The organism is Vibrio sp. 811 (assembly GCF_033339195.1).
Genome location: NZ_JAWOUB010000016.1, coordinates 21,965 through 45,030 on the forward strand (window position 1 = coordinate 21,965; position 23,066 = coordinate 45,030).

General features: G+C 46.8%; 22 protein-coding genes. 8 read left to right on the forward strand and 14 right to left on the reverse strand.

All coding sequences use genetic code 11. From position 1 onward, the window contains the following. Nucleotides 1–132: 132 nt before the first annotated feature. A complete protein-coding gene (locus tag R7Q46_RS19300) occupies nucleotides 133–1,089 on the forward strand; it encodes a DUF2860 domain-containing protein (RefSeq protein ID WP_005379034.1) in 957 nt (318 codons plus the stop codon). A 58-nt stretch (nucleotides 1,090–1,147) separates the two neighbouring features. On the opposite strand, the gene R7Q46_RS19305 is transcribed toward R7Q46_RS19300, so the two are convergent. Further along, entirely contained in the window at nucleotides 1,148–2,671 is a 1,524-nt protein-coding gene (locus R7Q46_RS19305) for a YifB family Mg chelatase-like AAA ATPase (protein WP_005383862.1), read from the reverse strand. A 465-nt stretch (nucleotides 2,672–3,136) separates the two neighbouring features. Between R7Q46_RS19305 and ilvG the strand changes: the two genes are divergently transcribed. The 5 genes from ilvG to ilvA are packed head-to-tail and all read left to right on the forward strand — an operon-like array spanning nucleotide 3,137 to nucleotide 9,435. Next, nucleotides 3,137–4,783 (forward strand): acetolactate synthase 2 catalytic subunit, encoded by a 1,647-nt coding sequence (gene ilvG, locus R7Q46_RS19310; protein WP_005378960.1) that lies wholly within the window; start codon nucleotides 3,137–3,139, stop codon nucleotides 4,781–4,783. Nucleotides 4,784–4,794: 11 nt separating this feature from the next. Continuing rightward, the gene (gene ilvM / locus R7Q46_RS19315) at nucleotides 4,795–5,079 is read left to right on the forward strand and encodes an acetolactate synthase 2 small subunit (protein WP_005378958.1); all 285 of its coding nucleotides are present in this window, start codon (nucleotides 4,795–4,797) and stop codon (nucleotides 5,077–5,079) included. 12 nt (nucleotides 5,080–5,091) lie between these two features. Further along, nucleotides 5,092–6,030: a branched-chain-amino-acid transaminase gene (ilvE, locus tag R7Q46_RS19320; protein WP_005378953.1), complete on the forward strand. Its 939-nt coding sequence runs from the start codon at nucleotides 5,092–5,094 to the stop codon at nucleotides 6,028–6,030. Nucleotides 6,031–6,043: 13 nt separating this feature from the next. Then, the gene (ilvD, locus tag R7Q46_RS19325) at nucleotides 6,044–7,885 is read left to right on the forward strand and encodes a dihydroxy-acid dehydratase (protein ID WP_005383859.1); all 1,842 of its coding nucleotides are present in this window, start codon (nucleotides 6,044–6,046) and stop codon (nucleotides 7,883–7,885) included. 2 nt (nucleotides 7,886–7,887) lie between these two features. Continuing rightward, nucleotides 7,888–9,435, forward strand: coding sequence for a threonine ammonia-lyase, biosynthetic (gene ilvA, locus R7Q46_RS19330; RefSeq protein WP_213872077.1), 1,548 nt, complete (start codon nucleotides 7,888–7,890; stop codon nucleotides 9,433–9,435). 54 nt (nucleotides 9,436–9,489) lie between these two features. On the opposite strand, the gene punR is transcribed toward ilvA, so the two are convergent. Next, nucleotides 9,490–10,392, reverse strand: coding sequence for a DNA-binding transcriptional activator PunR (gene punR / locus R7Q46_RS19335; RefSeq protein WP_213872076.1), 903 nt, complete (start codon nucleotides 10,390–10,392; stop codon nucleotides 9,490–9,492). 152 nt (nucleotides 10,393–10,544) lie between these two features. Here punR and punC point away from each other — a divergent pair, with 152 nt between their 5' ends. After that, complete coding sequence (punC, locus tag R7Q46_RS19340; protein WP_005378946.1) at nucleotides 10,545–11,750, forward strand: purine nucleoside transporter PunC; 1,206 nt, start codon at nucleotides 10,545–10,547, stop codon at nucleotides 11,748–11,750. Nucleotides 11,751–11,794: 44 nt separating this feature from the next. Here the strand turns inward: punC and R7Q46_RS19345 are convergent, their stop codons facing one another. Continuing rightward, nucleotides 11,795–12,571: a transporter substrate-binding domain-containing protein gene (locus R7Q46_RS19345; RefSeq protein WP_005378944.1), complete on the reverse strand. Its 777-nt coding sequence runs from the start codon at nucleotides 12,569–12,571 to the stop codon at nucleotides 11,795–11,797. 115 nt (nucleotides 12,572–12,686) lie between these two features. Here R7Q46_RS19345 and R7Q46_RS19350 point away from each other — a divergent pair, with 115 nt between their 5' ends. Continuing rightward, complete coding sequence (locus R7Q46_RS19350) at nucleotides 12,687–13,427, forward strand: amino acid ABC transporter permease (RefSeq protein ID WP_005383852.1); 741 nt, start codon at nucleotides 12,687–12,689, stop codon at nucleotides 13,425–13,427. A gap of 84 nt (nucleotides 13,428–13,511) precedes the next feature. On the opposite strand, the gene glmU is transcribed toward R7Q46_RS19350, so the two are convergent. From glmU to R7Q46_RS19405, 11 genes are all read right to left on the reverse strand, one after another. Next, nucleotides 13,512–14,873 carry a bifunctional UDP-N-acetylglucosamine diphosphorylase/glucosamine-1-phosphate N-acetyltransferase GlmU gene (glmU, locus tag R7Q46_RS19355; RefSeq protein WP_318077712.1) on the reverse strand — a complete coding sequence of 454 codons (1,362 nt, stop codon included), beginning with the start codon at nucleotides 14,871–14,873 and terminating at the stop codon, nucleotides 13,512–13,514. Nucleotides 14,874–15,022: 149 nt separating this feature from the next. Then, a complete protein-coding gene (locus R7Q46_RS19360; protein WP_005378937.1) occupies nucleotides 15,023–15,445 on the reverse strand; it encodes a F0F1 ATP synthase subunit epsilon in 423 nt (140 codons plus the stop codon). Between the two features lie 18 nt (nucleotides 15,446–15,463). Next, complete coding sequence (gene atpD, locus R7Q46_RS19365; RefSeq protein WP_005378933.1) at nucleotides 15,464–16,867, reverse strand: F0F1 ATP synthase subunit beta; 1,404 nt, start codon at nucleotides 16,865–16,867, stop codon at nucleotides 15,464–15,466. A 35-nt stretch (nucleotides 16,868–16,902) separates the two neighbouring features. Then, entirely contained in the window at nucleotides 16,903–17,769 is an 867-nt protein-coding gene (atpG, locus tag R7Q46_RS19370; protein ID WP_005378932.1) for a F0F1 ATP synthase subunit gamma, read from the reverse strand. 44 nt (nucleotides 17,770–17,813) lie between these two features. Next, a complete protein-coding gene (gene atpA / locus R7Q46_RS19375; RefSeq protein ID WP_005378931.1) occupies nucleotides 17,814–19,355 on the reverse strand; it encodes a F0F1 ATP synthase subunit alpha in 1,542 nt (513 codons plus the stop codon). 13 nt (nucleotides 19,356–19,368) lie between these two features. Then, nucleotides 19,369–19,902 carry a F0F1 ATP synthase subunit delta gene (gene atpH, locus R7Q46_RS19380; protein WP_005378930.1) on the reverse strand — a complete coding sequence of 178 codons (534 nt, stop codon included), beginning with the start codon at nucleotides 19,900–19,902 and terminating at the stop codon, nucleotides 19,369–19,371. 14 nt (nucleotides 19,903–19,916) lie between these two features. After that, complete coding sequence (gene atpF / locus R7Q46_RS19385; protein WP_318077713.1) at nucleotides 19,917–20,387, reverse strand: F0F1 ATP synthase subunit B; 471 nt, start codon at nucleotides 20,385–20,387, stop codon at nucleotides 19,917–19,919. Nucleotides 20,388–20,461: 74 nt separating this feature from the next. Then, the gene (gene atpE, locus R7Q46_RS19390; protein WP_002540812.1) at nucleotides 20,462–20,716 is read right to left on the reverse strand and encodes a F0F1 ATP synthase subunit C; all 255 of its coding nucleotides are present in this window, start codon (nucleotides 20,714–20,716) and stop codon (nucleotides 20,462–20,464) included. Between the two features lie 57 nt (nucleotides 20,717–20,773). Then, entirely contained in the window at nucleotides 20,774–21,586 is an 813-nt protein-coding gene (gene atpB / locus R7Q46_RS19395) for a F0F1 ATP synthase subunit A (protein WP_005378922.1), read from the reverse strand. Between the two features lie 8 nt (nucleotides 21,587–21,594). Further along, a complete protein-coding gene (locus R7Q46_RS19400; protein WP_005378921.1) occupies nucleotides 21,595–21,984 on the reverse strand; it encodes a F0F1 ATP synthase subunit I in 390 nt (129 codons plus the stop codon). Nucleotides 21,985–22,173: 189 nt separating this feature from the next. Continuing rightward, nucleotides 22,174–23,055 (reverse strand): ParB/RepB/Spo0J family partition protein, encoded by an 882-nt coding sequence (locus R7Q46_RS19405; protein ID WP_005383840.1) that lies wholly within the window; start codon nucleotides 23,053–23,055, stop codon nucleotides 22,174–22,176. Between the last annotated feature and the right edge of the window lie 11 nt (nucleotides 23,056–23,066).

Here is a 23,066-nt window from a genome sequence, read left to right on the forward strand (position 1 = left end):
GATAATGTGTGAAGAATAAAACAGCGTGTAATTATACTGCGCCTTTGCCACATTGGAACATGCGTGGGAATGGTCAGATTTGTTACCGCAACCAATATGTGCACCACTCATTCGACAACAAGGAGATAACGAATGAAACCAAGGCTACTTCTCTTGCCTTTGGCCTTTGTCGTCAGTTCTGCTCAGGCTCAACTCGCTGAAACCGCAGGTTTTGGCGGTGAAATTTCGCTGAATGCCGGATTCATATCATCAGAATCCAATTTCAATACAGAAAATAGTAACACCATCGATTCTCTCGATAAGCGTGCCGATAGTGACAGTTCCGTTATCGCTGCACCGCTAGGGAGTGTGACATACACCTTTGGTAGCCGACTCAACCACCAAGTTTACGCCGGTACCACACGCTCAGATGTCGCGGTAGGTACACTCGCTTTTCAGTTGGGCTATCAACACGAGCTACAATCTGGCACCGTGCTCGATGTTTCCTATCTGCCGACGGTACTCAAAGGCGAAACTTGGCGCAACCCTTATCAAGTAGGAACCGCACGTAAAGAGACGGATGTTGACGGCAATGCGTATCGCTTTCAGATCAAAGGGTTAATTGATAAGAACTTCAACCTTGATCTTGCTTATGCTGATAAAGACATCGAGCAGGAGGAAGTGACAGACCGCTCACTTGCTCGCGATGCTAACCTTTACTATGTCAAAGGCGACTATCGCATTCCACTCAACCAAACGTCTATGTTGCAACCCGCTTTCACCTACATCAATCAAGATGCCGACGGTAAGGCGGAGTCATTTGATTCGTACGGATTTGACATTAGCTGGTTTAAATTTATCAATCGCCATCGATTGGCCCTCACCGCGGGTTATGCATGGAAAGACTATCAAGCCGCTAGCCAAACTTTTGCTAAAACACGAAATGACGACACCATTAGCCTATTTGCGGCCTACGAATATCAAAACGTATTTGACTGGCAAGACTGGTCGTTCATTTCTTTAGCCGGCTATAGCCAAACTGACTCGAATATCACGTTTTATGAGGAGAAAGAGTACCTATTGTCGCTTGGTCTCAACTACACCTTCTAACGTCCTTCATCGCAACAAGGCGCTCACAACACTTGTTGCGATGACATTTTGCATGTCTCTATACCGCTTGCGCCGTAAGCTGTTTCAGCAAACGGTCCATCGCTCGATACCCAAGTGCTTCAGCCAAGTGCGTTCGTTCAATTTGCTCCGCCCCATCCAGATCGGCGATTGTTCGCGCCACTTTGATAATACGATGATACGCACGAATCGAGAGTCCTAAACGGTGCAAAGCGGTTTCAAGAAACTCAGCATCACTCTTGTGCAAGGGACAAAACGCCTCAATTTCTCGACTACCTAGCAGTGCATTGACCTTACCACTGCGGTTTAGCATATTGTTACGCGCATGGCTCACACGCGCTTTTACGATAGCAGTCGGCTCACCGCGATCACCACCTTCTGCTAATGTCCCTTTGGGCAAAGCTGGGATTTCTAAAGACATATCAAAGCGATCTAACAGTGGTCCAGATAATCGACCAAGGTAGCGCAAAATAGCTTGTGGATTGGTGCGCGCTTGATTGCCTTCGTAATATCCTGTCGGGCTTGGGTTCAAGGCTCCAACTAATTGGAAGCGAGCCGGAAAGCGTGTTTTACCTTGCGCTCGAGAGATAATGATCTCGCCAGATTCGAGCGGTTCGCGTAACGAGTCTAGAACTTTACGATCAAATTCGGGCATTTCATCGAGAAACAATAACCCGTTGTGGGCTAAAGAGATCTCCCCTGGTCTGGGTACCGAACCACCGCCGACTAATGCCGCCATTGAACTTGAATGGTGCGGAGAACGAAACGGACGCGACTTCCAGTTATGCTCATTAATTTCACTCTGAGTCAACGATGCCACCGAAGCGGTTTCCATTGCTTCTTCGTCACTCATTTCCGGTAATAAGTCACACAAACGCGAAGCCAACATCGTTTTTCCAGTACCTGGCGGGCCAAGGAAAAGTAAGTTGTGGTTTCCAGCGGCAGCAATCTCCAGTGCTCGCTTACCTTGTTGTTGGCCAATAATATCTTGTAAGTCTCGACCATGTTTTTCGATCGTTTTTCGCTTAGGCGTTTGAAAAAGATTCAGTCGATGTTGACCACAAAGCTCGGCACATACTTCCAGTAATGATTGGGCCGATTTATGTTGTTCCTTCCCCACCAGCGCCGCCTGATCGCCATTCACATGTGGGACGACCAAATGACGTTGAATCTTACTGGCTTCCAGCGCAGCAGGCAGCACACCTTTTACAGGTCTTAGACCACCAGATAGCGCTAACTCACCAACAAATTCGTAGTTTTTGAGCTTATCTGTCGCGATTTGCTCCGAAGCGGCCAAAATCCCCAATGCTATAGGAAGATCAAAACGTCCTCCCTCCTTGGGTAGATCTGCCGGAGCCAAGTTCACGGTGATCCGCTTAGCAGGAAATTGAAAGTTAGAATTAATGATCGCACTGCGTACGCGATCTTTGGACTCTTTTACCGTTGTCTCTGGCAAGCCTACTAAGGTAAACCCTGGCATGCCGTTGCTGATATGAACTTCTACACTAACCGATGGCGCTTGCACCCCGACGCTTGCTCGACTATGAATGATTGCCAGCCCCATACGTTCCTCAATTTTTTTGAACACTCTGTAAACAAATGTTTTATCTAGTTGGTTATGTTATATACCGCGTCCCAATTGAGAGTTAATGTGAAAAAAGAATGACTTTTTGCTTGTCATGCAGCGGAATTGTGTGATACCACTAATGACGCAAACAATTTCGTAGAACATTACACAACATTTTTTAACGAAAAAAGAACGACAGACAGATGAACCTTTTCGCTCATATCAACGCACTGCTAGCCCTGATTATCGTGGTCATTATTGGCACCGCGCGGGGTATTGTGGGCGAAAGGTAACCACAAATTACAAAAAACCCCCGCACTGAAAAGTCCGGGGGTTTTTTTACAACTACAAGTTGTCATCTGTCTAACCCTCGGACAGTTTAACGGGAAGAATGGGAGTGCACATGAAGTGCAATAAATATGGCAATCGCTACGAGCCACAACGTAGCAAAGGAGGTTTACGATGACTGGTGCACAACTTGTCGTAGCCGCTTTAAGACAGCAAGGCATCGAAACCGTTTTTGGCTACCCCGGCGGGGCCATCATGCCAATCTATGATGCTTTGTATGACGGTGGGGTGGAACACATCCTATGCCGTCACGAGCAAGGGGCCGCTATGGCAGCTATCGGGATGGCTCGTTCCACTCAAGACGTTGCTGTGTGCATGGCAACTTCCGGCCCAGGAGCCACTAACCTTGTTACCGGCCTTGCCGACGCTTTCCTTGACTCCGTACCTCTAGTTGCCATCACAGGCCAGGTTGCTAGCTCTCATATCGGTACCGATGCATTCCAAGAAATGGATGTGATCGGAATGTCCCTAGCCTGTACTAAGCACAGCTATCTCGTGACCGAAATTGAAGATCTAGCTCCGACACTTGCCGAAGCCTTTGAGGTCGCAAAAACCGGTCGTCCGGGTCCAGTCATTGTCGATATCGCCAAAGACGTTCAACTCGCTCAAGCACCCACAGACCTTCTTCCTCCATACATAGCACCAGCAATCGAAGATGTCAGCGCTGAAGATATCAAACGTGCGCAAGATGTCCTGGCAGCATCTACTCGCCCAGTGTTGTATGTTGGTGGTGGCGTGCAACTTGCGAAAGCAACCGATGCAGTACGCGAATTTCTTCGCTTAAACCCAATGCCTGCAGTTAGCACATTAAAAGGTCTCGGTACCATTGAACGCCATGATCCTCACTATCTTGGTATGTTGGGTATGCACGGTACCAAAGCCGCCAACCTAGTGGTTCAAGAAGCCGATCTATTGATTGTGGTTGGCGCGCGTTTTGATGACCGAGTGACGGGTAAGCTCGACACGTTTGCACCAAATGCGAAAGTGATTCACATCGACATTGATGCTGCGGAGATTCATAAACTGCGCCACGCCAACGCACCATTACGTGGCGACATCAACACCATTCTTCCTCAGCTAGAGCTGACTCAAGATATCTCACCGTGGGTTCATCACAGTGAAAGTCTGCGCAGCGGCTTTAAGTGGCGTTACGACCACCCGGGCGAGTTAATCTACGCACCGCTATTGCTTAAACAGCTGTCTGACATGATGCCAGATAGCTCAATTGTCTCGACCGACGTCGGTCAGCACCAGATGTGGGCAGCGCAACATATCCAGCCACGCGAACCACAAAATTTCATCACTTCTGCTGGCCTTGGCACCATGGGCTTTGGCTTGCCAGCGGCGATGGGTGCTGCAGTCGCACGTCCTGATGATCAGTCTATCCTTATTACAGGTGACGGTTCATTTATGATGAACGTTCAGGAATTGGGCACGCTGAAGCGTCGTCAGATTCCAGTGAAGATTGTCCTTCTTAATAACCAACGTCTTGGCATGGTTCGCCAATGGCAGTCATTGTTCTTTGACGGTCGCCACAGTGAAACCATTCTTGATGACAACCCAGATTTCGTGATGTTAGCAAAAGCGTTCGATATCCCGGGCAAAACCATCACCAAGAAAGAAGAAGTCGAACCTGCTCTCAAAGAGATGCTAGCGAGTGAAACTTCTTACATGCTTCACGTTTTGATTGATGAAGAAGAAAACGTGTGGCCATTGGTGCCACCTGGCGCATCAAACAGTGATATGTTGGAAAATACATAGGAGACAATCGCATGGACAGATATTTACTCGACATCAAAGCCGATGACAAACCGGTACTGTTGGAGCGCGTTCTACGTGTGATTCGTCACCGAGGCTTCGTGATCAAACAAGTCGCTGCTACGCAAAACCACGAAAGCAAAGTAGCCAGCGTCGAGATCATCGTCGACAGCGATCGACCAATCTCGTTTTTGATCAATCAAATAGAGAAGTTGTGGGACGTTCGTAAGGTTGAGGTGCTAAAAATCCGCAACGATGAACTGCCAAATCACAACTTACAACAACACGTAAGTGCATAAGGAAGGCAACAAATGGCAACGAAAACTGCAGATTTCATTTGGTTTAATGGTGAGATGGTTCCATGGGCAGAGGCGAACGTTCACGTTCTGACTCACGCAATGCACTATGGTACATCCGTGTTTGAAGGCGTGCGCTGTTACAACACACCAAAAGGCCCAATTGTCTTCCGTCACCGTGAGCATGCACAACGTCTAAAAGATTCTGCCAAGATTTACCGCTTTCCGATCCCTTTCTCTGTAGAAGAAATCATGGAAGCGACCCGCGAAACACTGCGCCAAAACAAACTCGACAGCGCTTACATTCGTCCATTGGGTTTTGTCGGTAATGTTGGCTTAGGCGTATGTCCACCAGTTGGCACTGAGATGGATCTAATCATTGCAGCATTTCCTTGGGGCTCTTACTTAGGCGAAGAAGCGCTAGAAAAAGGTGTCGATGCGATGATTTCAAGCTGGAACCGCGCTGCGCCAAACACCATCCCAACTGCAGCTAAAGCAGGCGGTAACTACCTATCTTCACTATTGGTTGGTGGTGAAGCGCGTCGTCACGGTTACGACGAAGGTATTGCGCTAAGCGTAGATGGTTACCTATCGGAAGGGGCTGGTGAAAACATCTTCGTTATCAAAGATGGCGTAATCACCACACCACCAGCAACTAGCGCGATTCTACCGGGCATCACTCGTGACTCGATCATGACAATTGCACGCGATAAAGGCTACGAAGTACGTGAAGCGAACATTGCTCGTGAAGCCCTTTACCTTGCCGATGAAGTCTTCATGACAGGTACTGCGGCTGAGATTGTACCAGTGGCAACCATCGACAAGATTGAAGTGGGCACTGGTAAGCGCGGCCCTATCACTAAAGAACTACAAGCAGCCTACTTTGGCCTATTTGACGGCACCACGGAAGATAAGTGGGGCTGGTTAGACTATGTGTACCCAGAACAGAAGTAAGAAGGATTAGGAAATGCCAAAATATAGATCAGCTACCACCACACATGGTCGTAACATGGCGGGTGCACGAGCACTGTGGCGTGCAACGGGTGTGAAAGAAGAAGACTTCGGTAAACCAATCATCGCCGTTGTAAACTCGTTTACTCAATTTGTTCCGGGTCACGTACACCTGAAAGACATGGGTCAGCTTGTAGCACGCGAAATCGAAAAAGCTGGCGGTATTGCGAAAGAATTCAACACCATCGCGGTTGATGATGGTATCGCAATGGGTCACGGCGGCATGCTGTACTCACTGCCTTCACGCGAACTGATCGCAGACTCTGTGGAGTACATGGTCAACGCGCACTGTGCCGATGCCATGGTATGTATCTCTAACTGTGACAAAATCACTCCGGGAATGTTGATGGCATCTATGCGTCTCAACATCCCGGTTATCTTTGTTTCTGGTGGTCCAATGGAAGCGGGTAAAACCAAGCTTTCTGATCAGATCATCAAACTAGACCTTGTAGATGCGATGATCCAAGGCGCGGATCCAAAAGTGTCTGATGAGCAAAGCGAGCAGATCGAACGCAGCGCATGTCCAACGTGTGGATCGTGTTCAGGCATGTTCACTGCAAACTCAATGAACTGTCTAACGGAAGCACTGGGTCTTTCTCAACCAGGTAACGGTTCTATGCTGGCAACGCACGCTGACCGTGAACAACTGTTCCTTAATGCAGGTCGTCGCATCGTTGAACTGACTCGTCGTTACTACGAGCAAGATGACGAATCAGCACTGCCACGCAACATCGCTACGTTTGATGCGTTCGAAAATGCGATGGCACTGGATATTGCAATGGGTGGCTCAACCAACACCATTTTGCACCTGTTGGCTGCAGCGCAAGAAGGTGAAGTGGATTTCGATATGGAAGATATCGATCGCCTATCACGCCAAGTACCACACCTATGTAAAGTGGCACCATCTACCCAGAAATATCACATGGAAGATGTACACCGCGCTGGTGGCGTCATGGCAATTCTTGGTGAGTTAGATCGTGCAGGTCTTCTACACAATGATGCGCGCACCGTGCTTGGCCTTTCGATGAAAGAGCAGCTGGCGAAATACGACATCATCCAAACTGAAGACGAAGAAGTACTTAAGTTCTACCGCGCAGGTCCTGCGGGAATTCGTACTACTCAAGCGTTCTCACAAGATTGCCGCTGGGATCGCCTTGATGACGACCGTGCGGAAGGCTGTATTCGTACTATCGATCATGCCTTTAGCCAAGAAGGTGGCCTAGCCGTTCTATCAGGCAACATCGCATTAGATGGTTGTATCGTTAAGACTGCTGGTGTGGATGAGAGCATTCATAAATTCACTGGCCCAGCCGTAGTTTTCGAAAGCCAAGAAGACGCCGTAGAAGGCATCTTAGGCGGCAAAGTAAAAGCTGGCGACGTGGTTGTTATCCGTTACGAAGGCCCTAAAGGTGGTCCGGGCATGCAAGAAATGCTTTACCCAACCACTTATCTAAAATCGATGGGCCTTGGCAAAGAGTGTGCACTTCTGACTGACGGCCGTTTCTCTGGCGGCACATCAGGTCTTTCTATCGGCCACGCCTCTCCTGAAGCAGCAAACGGCGGTGCAATTGGCCTGGTAAAAGAAGGCGATATGATCGCAATTGATATTCCAAACCGTTCAATTTCACTCCAAGTGTCTGAACAAGAACTTGCTGAGCGCCGTGCAAAACAAGACGAACTAGGCTGGAAACCAGTTGACCGCCAACGTGAAGTTTCATTTGCACTCAAAGCGTACGCGAGTATGGCAACCAGTGCTGACAAGGGTGCAGTACGAGACAAGTCGAAGCTAGAGGGCTAGCAATGATGGAAGCTCAACCCGAAAAACAAGTGAACCAAACTGGCGCAGATTATCTGCGCCAAATCCTTCGCGCACCTGTTTATGAAGTAGCAACAGTGACGCCACTGCAAGAAATGCCTCGTTTATCTGCACGTATCGGGAATAACGTGCAGATCAAGCGTGAAGATCGCCAACCCGTACACTCGTTCAAATTGCGCGGTGCATACAACATGGTGGCGAGTTTATCTGAAGCACAAAAAGCCGCTGGTGTCATTGCAGCATCGGCAGGTAACCACGCTCAAGGCATGGCGCTCTCTGGTACTAAGCTAGGCATCAAAACCACCATCGTGATGCCTAAAACCACACCAGACATCAAAGTCGATGCGGTACGTGGCTTCGGTGGCAATGTAGTGCTGCACGGCAGCAACTTTGATGAGGCAAAAGCGGAAGCGGAACGCCTTTCTGATCTGCATGGGTACACATTTGTCCCTCCTTTCGATCACCCACTGGTGATTGCAGGTCAAGGCACCATAGGCATGGAAATGCTGCAGCAAAATGGTCACCTTGATTACATTTTCGTCCCTGTCGGTGGTGGCGGTTTAGCTGCCGGTGTTGCGGTACTCGTGAAGCAGCTCATGCCAGAAATCAAAGTGATTGCAGTTGAGCCAGAAGACTCGTCATGCCTCAAAGCAGCATTGGATGCTGGTGAGCCAGTGGTACTAGACCAAGTCAGCATGTTTGCCGATGGCGTTGCAGTAAAACGCATTGGTGAAGAGACGTTTCGTCTATGCCAGAAGTACATTGATGGCCATATTGCAGTCTCTAGCGATGAAATCTGCGCAGCAGTAAAAGACATCTTTGAAGACACCCGTGCGATTGCAGAGCCTTCAGGCGCACTTGCTCTGGCAGGTTTGAAGAAGTTTGCTGAGCAAAACAAACTGCAAGGTAAGAATCTAAGCACCGTGCTGTCTGGTGCCAATACTAACTTCCATGGTCTGCGTTATGTTTCTGAGCGTTGCGAGCTTGGTGAGAAACGTGAAGGTCTGCTTGCCGTTACCATTCCTGAGCGTCAAGGTGCATTCTTTGAGTTCTGTAACCTCATTGGCGGCCGTGCCGTAACGGAGTTTAACTATCGTTACAATGATGACTCACTGGCGAATATCTTTGTCGGTGTTCGTTTGCAAGGCGGTCAGGAAGAGCTAGAACATATCATTCACGACTTACGTGATGGTGGCTACCCAGTGGTTGATTTGTCTGATGATGAAATGGCGAAACTGCACGTGCGCTACATGATTGGTGGTAAGCCGTCTAAGCCGCTTAAAGAGCGCCTCTACAGCTTTGAATTCCCAGAATATCCGGGAGCGCTACTCAAGTTCTTAAGCACACTCGGCACACACTGGAATATCAGTTTGTTCAACTACCGTAACCACGGCGCTGACTACGGACGTGTTTTATGTGGTTTCGAGTTAGATGAAAGCGATTTAGCTCAGTTTTCTGCACATTTACGTGAACTTGGCTATCAATGCAAAGACGAGACAGACAACCCATCGTATAAGTTTTTCTTGTCATAAAACGCCACATTTTAAACATATCAATGAAAACACCTCGCTAATGCGAGGTGTTTTTTATGACTGTAACCAATCTTTATGTAGCTGATTAGGCGACCCAAGATAGTCCACCATCCACTGGATCAATTTATGATTATCATCTTTGCGCCATACTAAGCAGCAGTGACTGAGCGGTTTATCATCCGGCATGACCTTCTCCACCAGCACACCATCATTGATTAAGGGTGTTGCAATATGACGTGGCATGTAACCCACGCCCACCCCATTTTTTAAACATTCAATCGCACTATACCAATTGGGCAATAATAATCGGCGCTGTTGCGAATAATGGCCAGTATGGCGTTTTGGCAGCACATTCGAAGTATCATCAAGACAGATCGCCGGAAATTGACTCACAAACTCTTCAGTAAGCACTTGTTGTCGAACGCAAGGATGAGCGGGTGACATTACAAATGCCCAATCTAATACGCCCATATCTTTGACTTCAAAATCTCCCCCAACGGGAACCGCAGATGTCGCGCCAACGACAATGTCGGCTCGACCTTGTGCTATGGCTTCCCAAGAACCATTGAAGACCTCCATATTGATCTGCAATTCAGCAAATTCAAACTCGCGATAAAAATCTTCCACTAAAGGTTTGAGTTTTTCTAACTTCACCACGTTATCTAAGGTCAGCTTTAACGTGCTTTTCCATCCTTGAGCCGCTCGCCGCGTTTGTGCTTTCACCTCTTCCATTTGACGCAGCAAAGAGCGCGCCTCGGCCATAAAAAGTTCACCCGCTGGAGTTAGCTCGACTTTCCTTGGTAAACGTCGAAACAGCACCACATCTAGATCTTGCTCGACCTGCCTTACTCCATAGCTGATGGCTGAGGGGACTTTATGCAATACCTCAGCCGCAGCGGTGAAACTGCCTAAACGGGCAACCGTATCCAGCATTTCCAAAGACGCTTTAGAGAACATGATTTAACCTTTTAAAAAATTTGATTGATAACCAACAATTTTAGCGTTTTATTTTCTCAAAATCGAAAAATAGAATAATAAGGTAAATAAATCAGGGTTGGCGCCAACTGATGTTGATTAAAAAATGATTAAATAATTTGACTGGTTGAATCATGAAAATCTCAAAACTACAGCTCATTTATCTGGCAGCATTATCGATGCTTGGCTTCGTTGCTACCGATATGTATCTGCCAGCATTCAAAGCGATGGAAATCGACTTTGCAACAGGCCCTGAGCAAATTGCGCTCTCTTTAACGGTATTCCTCGTTGGTATGGCGATTGGCCAACTAATGTGGGGATTGGCATCCGATAAATTTGGCCATCGTAATACACTCGCAGCCGGGTTGGTGCTATTTACTATCGCGTCATTCGGTTTGGCTTTCTGTGATCAAGTATGGCAACTACTCACACTGCGCTTTATCCAAGCTATCGGTGTGTGTGCACCAGCCGTGATCTGGCAGGCTATGGTCATTAAGCGCTACTCAAGCAGTAGCCAACAAATTTTTGCGACAATAATGCCACTCGTCGCGCTATCACCAGCACTAGCACCTCAATTAGGGGTTGTGTTGGCAGATAACTTCGGCTGGCACAGTATCTTTATTACGCTAACACTGGTTGGTGTCTTTTTGGTCTTTGCGACCATGGCACAAAAAGACGAGAAAGCAGAAATCAAACAAACCAGTATGTCTGCCGACATCAAAGCGCTGCTGAGTTCTAAAAAATACCTTGGCAACGTGTTTATGTTTGCGACGGCTTCAGCTGCATTCTTTGCTTACCTAACAGGGATGCCAGAAATCATGGCGCAACTGGGCTACGAAGCAAAAGATATTGGTTTGAGCTTTATCCCACAAACTATCGCATTTATGGCTGGTGGCTACTTAGGTAAAGTAGGCGTTCGAAAATTTGGTGATGAAAAGGTTCTGCGCCAACTGATTGGCCTATTTAGTGTCGCGGCATTAATGATTTTCATTGCTTCACAGTGGGAGCTGTCATCGATTTGGCCTATTCTTGCGCCATTCTGTTTGATTGCCGTTGCTAACGGCGCGCTGTACCCAATAGTGGTAAACCGTGCACTGGCCAGCGCACAACAGAGCCCTGCAACAGCAGCAGGTCTGCAAAACAGCCTGCAAATCTGTGTAAGTAGCTTCTCAAGTGCATTGGTAGCCGCAATGGCAAGCCAAGCTCAGATGGTTACTGGCATCGCAATCATCATCTGTATGGGTGGGCTGTGGATGGGATACATTCTGTCGAATCGCGAATTATCCAAGCACTTTACGACTCCTGACAACGCCCGAGTCGTGAGTGAAGACGAACTTTAATCGTTCAGATAATAAAAAGAGCCGCGCAATGCGGCTCTTTCTGTTTATAAGCTTTTCAACCCCCATTTCTTGGCAGTCTGCTTAAAAAAGCCTTGAGTCTTTTTCAACTCTACCCAGTGATTGATGTAATTAATCCATACTTGATCGTCTTGCGGCAACAACATAGCAATTGGGGTTGGTTTACGCGGTGCGGTCACTGGCACTATCGCCAACTGTTTAAACTTATCCACCAACGTCGCTGCTTCCACATTGGACGTCACCGATACATCGGCCCTGCGAGCTAGTAGTTCTTGGAAGTCGCGCGCTGGCGCTTCAATAACAATATGCTGAGCAGACGGGAAGAACTCTTTCACCATTTTTTCTTGTACCGTACCTAACGTCGCTGCGACTTTTACTTCTGGTTTATTAAAATCCGCCCAATCAGAGAATTTGGCGAGATCTTTCTTTTGCACCACAGGTACAAAGGCAAGGTAGAAATATGGCTGGCTATATCCAGCTACTTTCGCGCGAGACATGTTCAGAGATGCGCTGCCAGTAATATCGTATTTGTTGGCGGTAATGCCATTAACTAGCGTCTTCCAATCCGTGGGCACATACTCCACTTTTACACCGAGATCTTTAGCAAGTTCTGTTGTTACATCGATATCGAAGCCACGATAACTGTTTGTCGCGGGGTCTTTCATCGTCATCGGATTCCAATCTCCCGTCGTTCCAACTCGGAGTACGCCATTGTCTAAAATGGATTGAAGACGGCTTTCAGCGTGAGCGACTTGAGTCGCAGCAAGCAAACACATTCCTAGCACTAGTAAAATCTTTCTCATTTTTATTCCCTTAAAAATAATGACCTTATACGGTTTAATAATTAACCTTTATTAGAGCTCTACTGATAACATAGCAGCAGCAAAGGAAGTTTTTTAGTTAATTCAGGGAGTAAATGTGACGTTTCGAACTCTATGGCTGTTTTCACTGCTATTACTCACTGGTTGTTCAGATTATCAATGGGGCTGGTATGTACTTGACCCTTCGACGGATCAAGGGCTCACCAATCTAAAGTTTTTAATCGCTGGGTTTAATGACACCATTCAGGTATCACTCCTCAGTATGTTATTTGCGATGAGCTTGGGCCTGATCGTTGCGTTACCCGCTCTGTCGGACTCTGCCTCTCTGAAGTGGATAAACCGTATTTATGTCGAGGTGATCCGTTCAGTGCCAGTTTTAGTCTTACTACTTTGGGTGTATTACGGCATGCCTACACTATTGGATGTCTCACTCAATCACTTTTGGGCGGGTGTTATTGCACTGACTATCGCTGAGAGTGCGTTTATGGCGGAAGTGTTTCGCGGTGGGATACAAGCTATCAGCCGTGGCCAGCATGAAGCAGCTGAGTCTTTGGGCTTAAGCTATTGGCAAAAGATGCGCTTGGTAATTCTTCCCCAAGCGTTTCGACAAATCCTCCCTCCACTGGGCAATCAATTTGTCTACATTCTCAAGATGAGTTCTTTAGTCAGCGTGATTGGTTTAAGCGATCTCACTCGCCGTGCTAATGAGCTGGTGGTGAATGAGTACTTACCGTTAGAGATTTATACCTTCCTCGTTTTGGAGTACTTGTTACTCATCCTATTTGTATCTCAAGCCGTTCGTTGGCTCGAAAAACGTATTGCTATTCCTAGCTACTAACGATGAAGCCTGAGCTAGAAACAACAAAGCCGCTATTGTTGAGCGGCTTTGACAGTATAGCGATAGAGTGAGTGCAGGTAATGTTTATTTCTGTTTTACAGGACGCTGCCAGCCAGTAATTTTGCGCTCTTTGACGCGAGTAATTACTAACTCACCTTCTTCAACATCTTTTGTTAGTGTCGTGCCTGCACCTATGGTTGCGCCATCAGCGATAGTGACAGGCGCCACCAGCTGGCTATCAGAACCAACAAATACATCATTACCGATGATGGTTTTAAACTTGTTCGCACCATCGTAGTTACAAGTGATAGTACCTGCGCCGATGTTAGTACGTTGACCGATCTCTGCATCACCTAAGTAAGTTAGGTGGTTCGCTTTTGAACCTTCTCCGATGCGCGCATTTTTCACTTCAACGAAGTTACCCACATGGGAATCGTTACGCATTTCAGCACCAGGACGAAGACGAGTAAATGGACCAACCGTACATTCTTCACCAACCGTTGCACCTTCAATCACACTGTAAGGGCGAACGATGGTGTTGTCGTCGATTTCACAATCTTTCAGTACACAACCCGCACCGATAACCACGTTATCACCCAGTGAAACTTTACCTTCGACGATAACATTCACGTCGATTTCACAGTCCATACCGCACTGTAACTCACCACGCAAATCAAAGCGTGCTGGATCGCGTAGCATGACACCTTGCTCTAGTAGCTTCTGAGCTTGCATTGACTGGAAAGCACGCTCTAGACGAGCAAGCTGTGCGCGGTCATTGACCCCTTCCACCTCAATGGCATTGACTGGGTGTACAGCCTCAACGGCACGACCTTCATCGTGTGCAGCTGCAATAACGTCAGTTAGGTAGTATTCGCCTTGTGCGTTGTTGTTGTTTAAGCCAGACAACCAACGCTTAAGATCCCCACCAGTCGCAACCATCACACCAGTATTGATCTCTTTAATTTGTTTTTGTTCTTCTGTTGCATCTTTTTGCTCAACGATCGCCACAACAGGACCATTCTTACGGATAATACGACCGTAGCCTATCGGGTTATCTAGAATCACTGTTAGTAGTGCAATACCGCCTGTTGGCTGTGCATCTAATAGGTTTTCAATCGTTTCAGCTGAAATCAGTGGAACATCACCGTAAAGCACCAGTACTTTTTCATCGTCTTCAAACTTCGGAGACGCTTGATCAACCGCATGACCTGTACCTAGTTGCTCCGCTTGCAGTACCCAGTTTACAGGCTCTTCTGCTAGCGTTTGCTGCATTTGATCACCACCGTGACCATATACTAAGTGGATGTTTTGTGCGCCAAGACCTGTACATGTATCGATAACATGTTTTGCCATTGGCTTCCCTGCCAAAGTGTGTAGCACTTTAGGCATGTTTGAATACATACGGGTACCTTTACCCGCAGCAAGGATCACAGCACTGAATTTCATTAATAACCTATTGACGTTCTATTTTAATTGGGCGTTATTTTAAACACCTTGGAAGGATTAGTTAATGGTGGGATGTAAATTTCCAACTAAAATTAATCAAAAAGGCGACCAATTGGCCGCCTTTTTTCATGCAACGTTGCTAATTGAGCTTAGCGACGCTTTTTTGTCAGCTCGATAACTCGTAGCTGAGCAATGGCTTTAGCCAGTTCACTGGCCGCTTGTGCGAAGTCCATGTCACCATGCTGATTCTGGATTTGCTCCTCAGCGCGGCGTTTGGCTTCTTCTGCCTTCGCTGCGTCTAGCTCTTCACCACGGATAGCTGTATCAGCTAGTACAGTCGCTGTACCAGGCTGAATCTCTACCATACCACCAGAAACATAAATAATTTCTTCGTGGCCGTGCTGTTTCACAATACGCACCATACCAGGCTTGATAGCGGTCAGCAGCGGTGTGTGACCATGGAAAATACCAAGTTCACCTTCGCTACCGGTCACCTGAAACGTTTCAACACGACCAGAGAAGATTTTCTTCTCAGCGCTTACTACGTCTAGGTGAAAGGTTATTGCTGCCATATCGCCTCCTAGTTAGCCTTATAGCTTCTTCGCATTCTCAATAGCATCGTCGATGCTACCGCAGTACATAAATGCCTGCTCAGGAATGTCGTCGTATTCACCAGCTAGTAGGCCTTTAAAGCCACGTAGAGTCTCTTTTAGAGGTACGTAAATACCAGGGTCACCTGTAAATACTTCTGCTACGTGGTAAGGCTGAGTTAGGAAACGCTCAATCTTACGTGCACGAGATACAACTTGCTTATCTTCTTCAGATAGCTCGTCCATACCTAGGATAGCAATGATATCTTTCAGCTCTTTGTAGCGCTGAAGAGTCTGCTGAACACCACGAGCAACTTCGTAGTGATCTTGACCAACGACTAGTGGATCAAGCATACGAGATGTTGAATCTAGCGGGTCGATCGCAGGGTATAGACCCATTGCAGCGATGTTACGGTTAAGTACAACCGTTGCATCCAAGTGCGCGAACGTTGTTGCTGGAGACGGGTCAGTCAAGTCATCCGCTGGTACGTATACCGCCTGTACAGACGTGATAGAACCTGATTTCGTTGACGTGATACGCTCCTGAAGTACACCCATCTCTTCTGCAAGAGTTGGCTGGTAACCTACCGCAGAAGGCATACGACCTAGTAGTGCTGATACCTCTGTACCTGCAAGTGTGTAACGGTAGATGTTATCAATGAACAGTAGTACGTCACGACCTTCGTCACGGAAACGCTCTGCCATTGTTAGACCAGTCAGTGCAACACGTAGACGGTTACCTGGTGGCTCGTTCATCTGACCGTAAACCATCGCTACTTTTGATTCTTCAGGCTTCTCAACGTTTACAACGCCCGCTTCCTGCATCTCGTAGTAGAAATCGTTACCTTCACGAGTACGCTCACCAACACCAGCAAATACTGATAGACCTGAGTGCTGTAGTGCGATGTTGTTGATAAGTTCCATCATGTTAACGGTCTTACCTACACCAGCACCACCGAATAGACCGATTTTACCACCCTTAGCGAATGGACAAATTAGGTCGATTACTTTAACGCCCGTTTCTAGAAGTGCAATTTCGTTTGATTGCTCTTCGTAGCTTGGTGCACTACGGTGGATAGAGTAAACCTCTTCCGCACCCACTTCACCACGCTCGTCAATCGCGTCACCTAGGACGTTCATGATACGACCTAGAGTTTTAGTACCTACTGGTACTGAAATTGGAGCGCCAGTGTTAACCACTTCTACTCCACGACGTAAACCATCAGAGCTACCCATTACGATACAACGAACTACGCCACCGCCTAGCTGTTGTTGAACTTCAAGAACTAGACGCTCTTTTGAGTCCGTTACGTTTAGAGCGTCATATACACTAGGTACATCGCTCTGTGGGAACTCTACGTCGACTACCGCACCGATGATCTGTACGATCTTACCTGTAGCCATCGTTAATCCTCTAAACTATTTCGTTTTACCTAAGCTTAAACCGCAGCTGCACCACCAACGATTTCTGATAGTTCTTGTGTAATCGCAGCCTGACGGGCTTTGTTGTACACAAGTTCCAAATCGTCAATCAAACTGGTTGCGTTATCCGTTGCAGCCTTCATCGCAATCATTCGAGCCGCTTGCTCACAAGCAAGGTTCTCAACCACACCTTGGTATACCTGAGACTCTACGTAACGCACTAATAGCGTATCCAGTAGAGGTTTTGGTTCAGGCTCATAGATGTAGTCCCATGAATGCTCACGCTGCATCTCTTCGCTGTCCGATTTAGGCAAAGGTAGCAATTGATCGATCGTTGGTTGCTGAACCATAGTATTTACAAACTTGTTGAATACTACATATAGACGGTCCAGTTCACCTTCATCGTATTTCTTCAGCATTACGCCAACAGAGCCGATTAGGTCTTGTAGGCTTGGATTATCTCCAAGACCAGAAACCTGTGCCGCAACTTTTGCGCCACCATGTTTAAAGAAAGCTGTCGCTTTTGAGCCAACAACGGCTAGCTCAATCTCAGCACCCTTCTCTCTCCATGCTTGCATGTCTGTAACGGCTTTTTTGAACACGTTAATGTTCAAACCACCACACAGACCACGGTCTGTCGAAACGATGATGTAACCAACACGTTTAGCTTCACGCTCTTCTAGGTACGGATGACGGTACTCTAGGTTTGCGTTAGCCACATGACCGATCACTTTACGCATTGTTTCAGCGTATGGACGAGAAGCTTCCATTGCATCTTGAGAACGACGCATTTTTGAAGCTGCTACCATTTCCATCGCTTTCGTAATTTTCTGAGTGCTTTTAACACTACCGATTTTATTACGTATCTCTTTTGCGCCGGCCATCGTTACTCTCCGTTAGTTGGTGGCAGAAACTGCCACCGACCTAATTACCAAGTTTGGGTTGCTTTGAAGTCGTCAGTCAGTTTCTTCAACTGAGCTTCGATTTCATCGTTGTAAGCGCCAGACTTGTCGATCTCAGCTGCTAGTTCAGCGTATTGACCGCGAGCGTACGATAGTAGAGCCGCCTCGAAATCTAGAACTTTGTTAAGTTCTACATCATCAAGGTAACCGCGCTCTGCCGCGAAGATAGTTAGAGCTTGGTCAAATACAGACATTGGAGCGTACTGCTTCTGCTTCATTAGTTCTGTAACTTTTTGACCATGGTCTAGCTGTTTCTTCGTTGCGTCATCAAGGTCAGAAGAGAACTGAGCAAATGCCGCTAGTTCACGGTATGCAGCTAGTGCTGTACGGATACCACCTGATAGTTTCTTGATGATTTTCGTCTGAGCTGAACCACCTACACGAGATACTGAGATACCTGGGTCAACAGCAGGACGAACACCAGCGTTGAATAGCTCAGTTTGTAGGAAGATCTGACCATCGGTAATCGAGATTACGTTAGTCGGTACGAATGCTGAAACGTCACCTGCTTGAGTTTCGATGATAGGAAGAGCAGTCAAAGAACCAGTCTTACCTTTCACTTCACCGTTAGTGAAACGCTCTACGTACTCTTCGTTTACACGAGCTGCACGCTCTAGTAGACGCGAGTGTAAGTAGAATACGTCACCTGGGAATGCCTCACGGCCTGGTGGACGTTTCAGTAGTAGAGAGATCTGACGGTAAGCTACCGCTTGCTTAGATAGATCATCGTAAACAATCAGTGCGTCTTCACCGCGATCGCGGAAGTATTCACCCATCGCACAACCTGCGTAAGGCGCTAGGTATTGAAGCGCTGCAGATTCAGAAGCTGATGCAACTACAACGATAGTGTTTTGTAGTGCGCCGTGCTCTTCTAGTTTGCGAACAACGTTAGCGATAGTCGATGCTTTCTGACCGATTGCTACGTAGATAGAGAAAATACCAGAGTCTTTCTGGTTGATGATCGCGTCGATCGCCAGTGCTGTTTTACCAATCTGACGGTCACCGATGATAAGCTCACGCTGACCACGACCGATTGGGATCATTGAGTCAACTGACTTATAACCAGTTTGCACAGGTTGGTCTACCGATTTACGGTCGATTACACCTGGTGCGATCACTTCTACAGGCGAAGTCATTTTCGCTTCGATTGGACCTTTACCATCGATAGGCTCACCCAGCGTGTTTACTACGCGGCCTAGTAGTTCTGGACCAACTGGCACTTCAAGAATGCGGCCAGTACCTGTAACTTTCATGCCTTCCTTAAGGTCAGCATATGGGCCCATTACAACCGCACCAACCGAGTCACGCTCAAGGTTAAGTGCCAGTGCATAACGGCCACCCGGTAATTCAATCATTTCACCTTGCATCACGTCCGCTAGGCCGTGGATGCGGATGATACCATCGCTTACCGATACGATAGTACCCTCGTTGCGAGCTTCACTAACAACTTCGAAAGATTCGATACGTTGTTTGATCAGATCGCTAATTTCCGTGGAATTAAGTTGCATGCTCCAATCCCCATTAAGACTGCAATGCATCGCTCAGGCGGTTCAAACGACCACGCGCTGAGTCATCGATGACTAGGTCTCCGGCTCGAATAATAACCCCACCAAGTAGGGTCTCATCTACACTGCAATTCAGCTTCACTTTGCGTTCAAGACGTTTTTCAAGTTTGCTGCCAATGTTTGCAAGTTGTTCATCAGAAAGCTCTGTTGCTGAAATTACTTCAACATCAATTTCTTTCTCATGTTCTTTTTTCAGAGTAAAAAACTCTTTACAAACATCAGGAAGGGCCGCTAAACGACCATTCTCAGCCATTACCTTCAAAAGGTTTTGACCGTGCGCATCAACTTGTTCGCCGCAAACTGCAACAAAAATTTCTGCCATTTTGTCAGCAGAAACCGAACCCGTTAGTAGTTCGTTCATTTGTTCGTTTTTGGCCACTTCAGCAGCAAAAGATAACATTTGGCCCCATTGGTCCAACTGGTCTTTCTCTAAAGCAAAGTCGAAGGCTGCTTTAGCATAGGGGCGTGCGATAGTAGTCAAATCAGACATATGCGCCCCCAGACTTAAAGTTTTGCAGTAATGTTGTCGAGAATATCTTTTTGCGCATCTTTATCGATAGAACGCTCAAGGATTTTCTCAGCACCAGCTACAGCCAGAGTAGCAACTTGTTTGCGCAGCTCATCGCGTGCACGATTGCGTTCAGCTTCAAGTTCTGCTTCTGCTTGCGCTAGGATTTTCTGGCGTTCTGCCTGAGCTTCCTCGCGAGCTTCATCAAGAATTAGAGACTTACGCTTGTTCGCTTGTTCGATGATCTCAGTTGCTGTGCGCTTCGCTTCTTTCAATTGATCAGAAGCGTTGGCTTGTGCTAGATCCAAGTCTTTCGCAGCACGTTCTGCTGCTTGAAGACCATCAGCAATTTTCTTCTGACGCTCTTCGATCGCTTGCATCAATGGTGGCCATACATACTTCATGCAGAACCACACAAATAGTGCGAACGAGATTGCTTGACCTAGCAGAGTTGCGTTTATGTTCACAACAGCTACCCCTCTATTTGGACTTAGTGTTAATCAGTGACAAGCGATAATCGCCCGTCCCGAGTTAAAGGTGATTAACCTAGTTGACCAACGAATGGGTTTGCGAAAGTGAATAGTAGCGCGATTACGATACCGATCATTGGAACCGCATCAAGTAGACCCGCGATGATGAACATCTTAACTTGTAGCATAGGAGCCATTTCTGGTTGACGTGCAGCACCTTCTAGGAATTTACCACCTAGCAGTGCGAAACCAATCGCTGTACCAAGAGAAGCAAGACCGACGATAATACCTACGGCGATTGCAGAAAAGCTCAGTAAAGTTTCCATTACTATCTCCAATTTATAGTTGTTGGCTTAGTGCCCAAATAAAAAGCTTTAAAAAAATTAATGATCAGGATCTTCGTGTGCCATTGACAGGTAAACAATTGTCAACATCATGAATACGAAGGCTTGAATCGTAATAACCAAGATATGGAAGATTGCCCACGGTAGTGAACCCATCCATTGTAAGTACCATGGTAGCATTGCCGCACAAAGAATGAATACAACCTCACCCGCGAACATGTTACCGAATAGACGCATACCAAGTGATAGAGGTTTCGCTAATAGCGATACCACTTCAATTAGTAGGTTAAACGGAATCATCAGTGGGTGATTGAATGGATGTAGTGCAAGTTCTTTTGCGAATCCACCTAGACCTTTTACTTTGATGCTGTAGTAAATCATCAATGCAAAAACGCCTAGAGCCATAGCCATGGTGATATTCACATCAGCAGACGGTACAACCTTAAGGTAAGGAATACCTAGCCAATGCTCTGCTGGGTATGGTAAGAAGTCGATAGGAACTAAGTCCATCACGTTCATCAAAAATACCCAACAAAAGATAGTCAGTGCTAAAGGCGCGATCAGTGGGTTGCGTCCATGGAACGTGTCTTTGACGTTATCGGCGACAAATTCAACGATCATTTCTACAGCACACTGAAGCTTACCCGGTACACCCGCTGTTGTTCTCTTTGCTACTTTGTAAAAAATTCCGAGGAAAATTAAACCAGTAAACCAAGAAAAAAACAGGCTATCGATATGTACGTTCCAGAAACTTGTCTCCGACCCTACTAAACCCAACTTGTATAGCGATAGGTTAGAAAGGTGGTGGGCAATGTAACCGGACGATGTTAGCGCTTCACCTGGCGCAGCCATAACTCATCCTATTTTTTGTTGTTAATGAATAGCACTGGTGCACAGATATTAATACCTAGTACCAGCAAATAGGTTAGTTTGAGGGGAACAAGTTCCACCTGCATATACATGTAGGCAACATAGAACAGTGCAACCGTGATGAGAATTTTCAGTACTTCACCCGTATAGAAGGAAGCAGCGATGCGCTTGGCAGCGCGAGCTCCACTAAACATGAAAGCACACAGCGCGAATACTGCATTGGCAACAACAAAAATGCCTCCGCCAATCAGCGCTGAAAATCCCCAGTCAGGATTTATGGCTACCGCCATTCCTGCTGCCACAAAAATAACCGCGCCAGACTGGATCATTAACAATTGCCTTGCGAGCTCTCGTCCTGGTCTAGCTAACGCAGCTACCATGTATTCGTACCTCTAGTAATATCCACTTCGCACTTAACTCTCTGTGCTGGGAAATTGGCGAAAATTATACGTTCAGTTCAACGTAAAGCAATTCGATTGCATCAAAAACTTACAGTTTTGTTTACAAAACGACAACTTTCGCACAAAATTCGATTAATTAGATTAATTGACCTAAATCAATTATCTCATCTAGGCCTCAAGCTTGGCAATTAGTTGGTCCAATTTGTGAGGCTCATCAAGACTTATCGTCAATTTCGCTTTTCCGTTTGCAGAACGGGTAAGAGAAACTTTTGCATCAAGCAGCTGACTCAATTTATGCGACATTTGCTCGGCTTCGGTATCCTCTTGTTGCCCTTTTTGCTCATTTTGTGGGGCTAAGCACTTTTTTACTAACTGTTCGGTTTGGCGAACAGTCATTTGCTTCTTAGCCACTTGTTGAGCTACTTCGACTTGCTGTTCGCCTTCTAACGCTAACAGAGCTCGAGCATGACCCATTTCCAATTTTTTATCTGCAACCAGACCTTTTACATCAACTTCCAACTGATTCAGACGTAATAGGTTACTCACCGTCGTTCTTGATTTACCAATCACATCGGCCACTTGCTGATGTGTCAGCGTGAATTCATCTTGTAGACGCTCAAGCGCTTGGGCTTCCTCAATCACATTCAAGTCTTCACGTTGAATGTTTTCAATCAACGCCATGGCGATGGCGGCACGATCTTCAACTTTTTTCACCAAACACGGCACGCGTTTTAAACCCGCCTGCCTTGCAGCACGCCAGCGGCGCTCACCTGCGATGATCTCAAACTGACCATTTTCGACCTGGCGAACCACGATTGGTTGAATAATGCCTTGTGATTGAATCGAAGCCGCTAGTTCTTCTAGCGCTTCAGGCGCCATATCTTTACGCGGTTGGTATACGCCCGGCTGCAATTGACCAATCGCTAAATCGGTTAACTCACCGTCTGCCGATAATTCTTGGCTATGCGATGCAATATGCTGTTTTTCACGAGCAAACGAACTGGTCGACAATAACGCATCCAGTCCTTTTCCGAGACCACGCTTAGACATGGGATTGAATT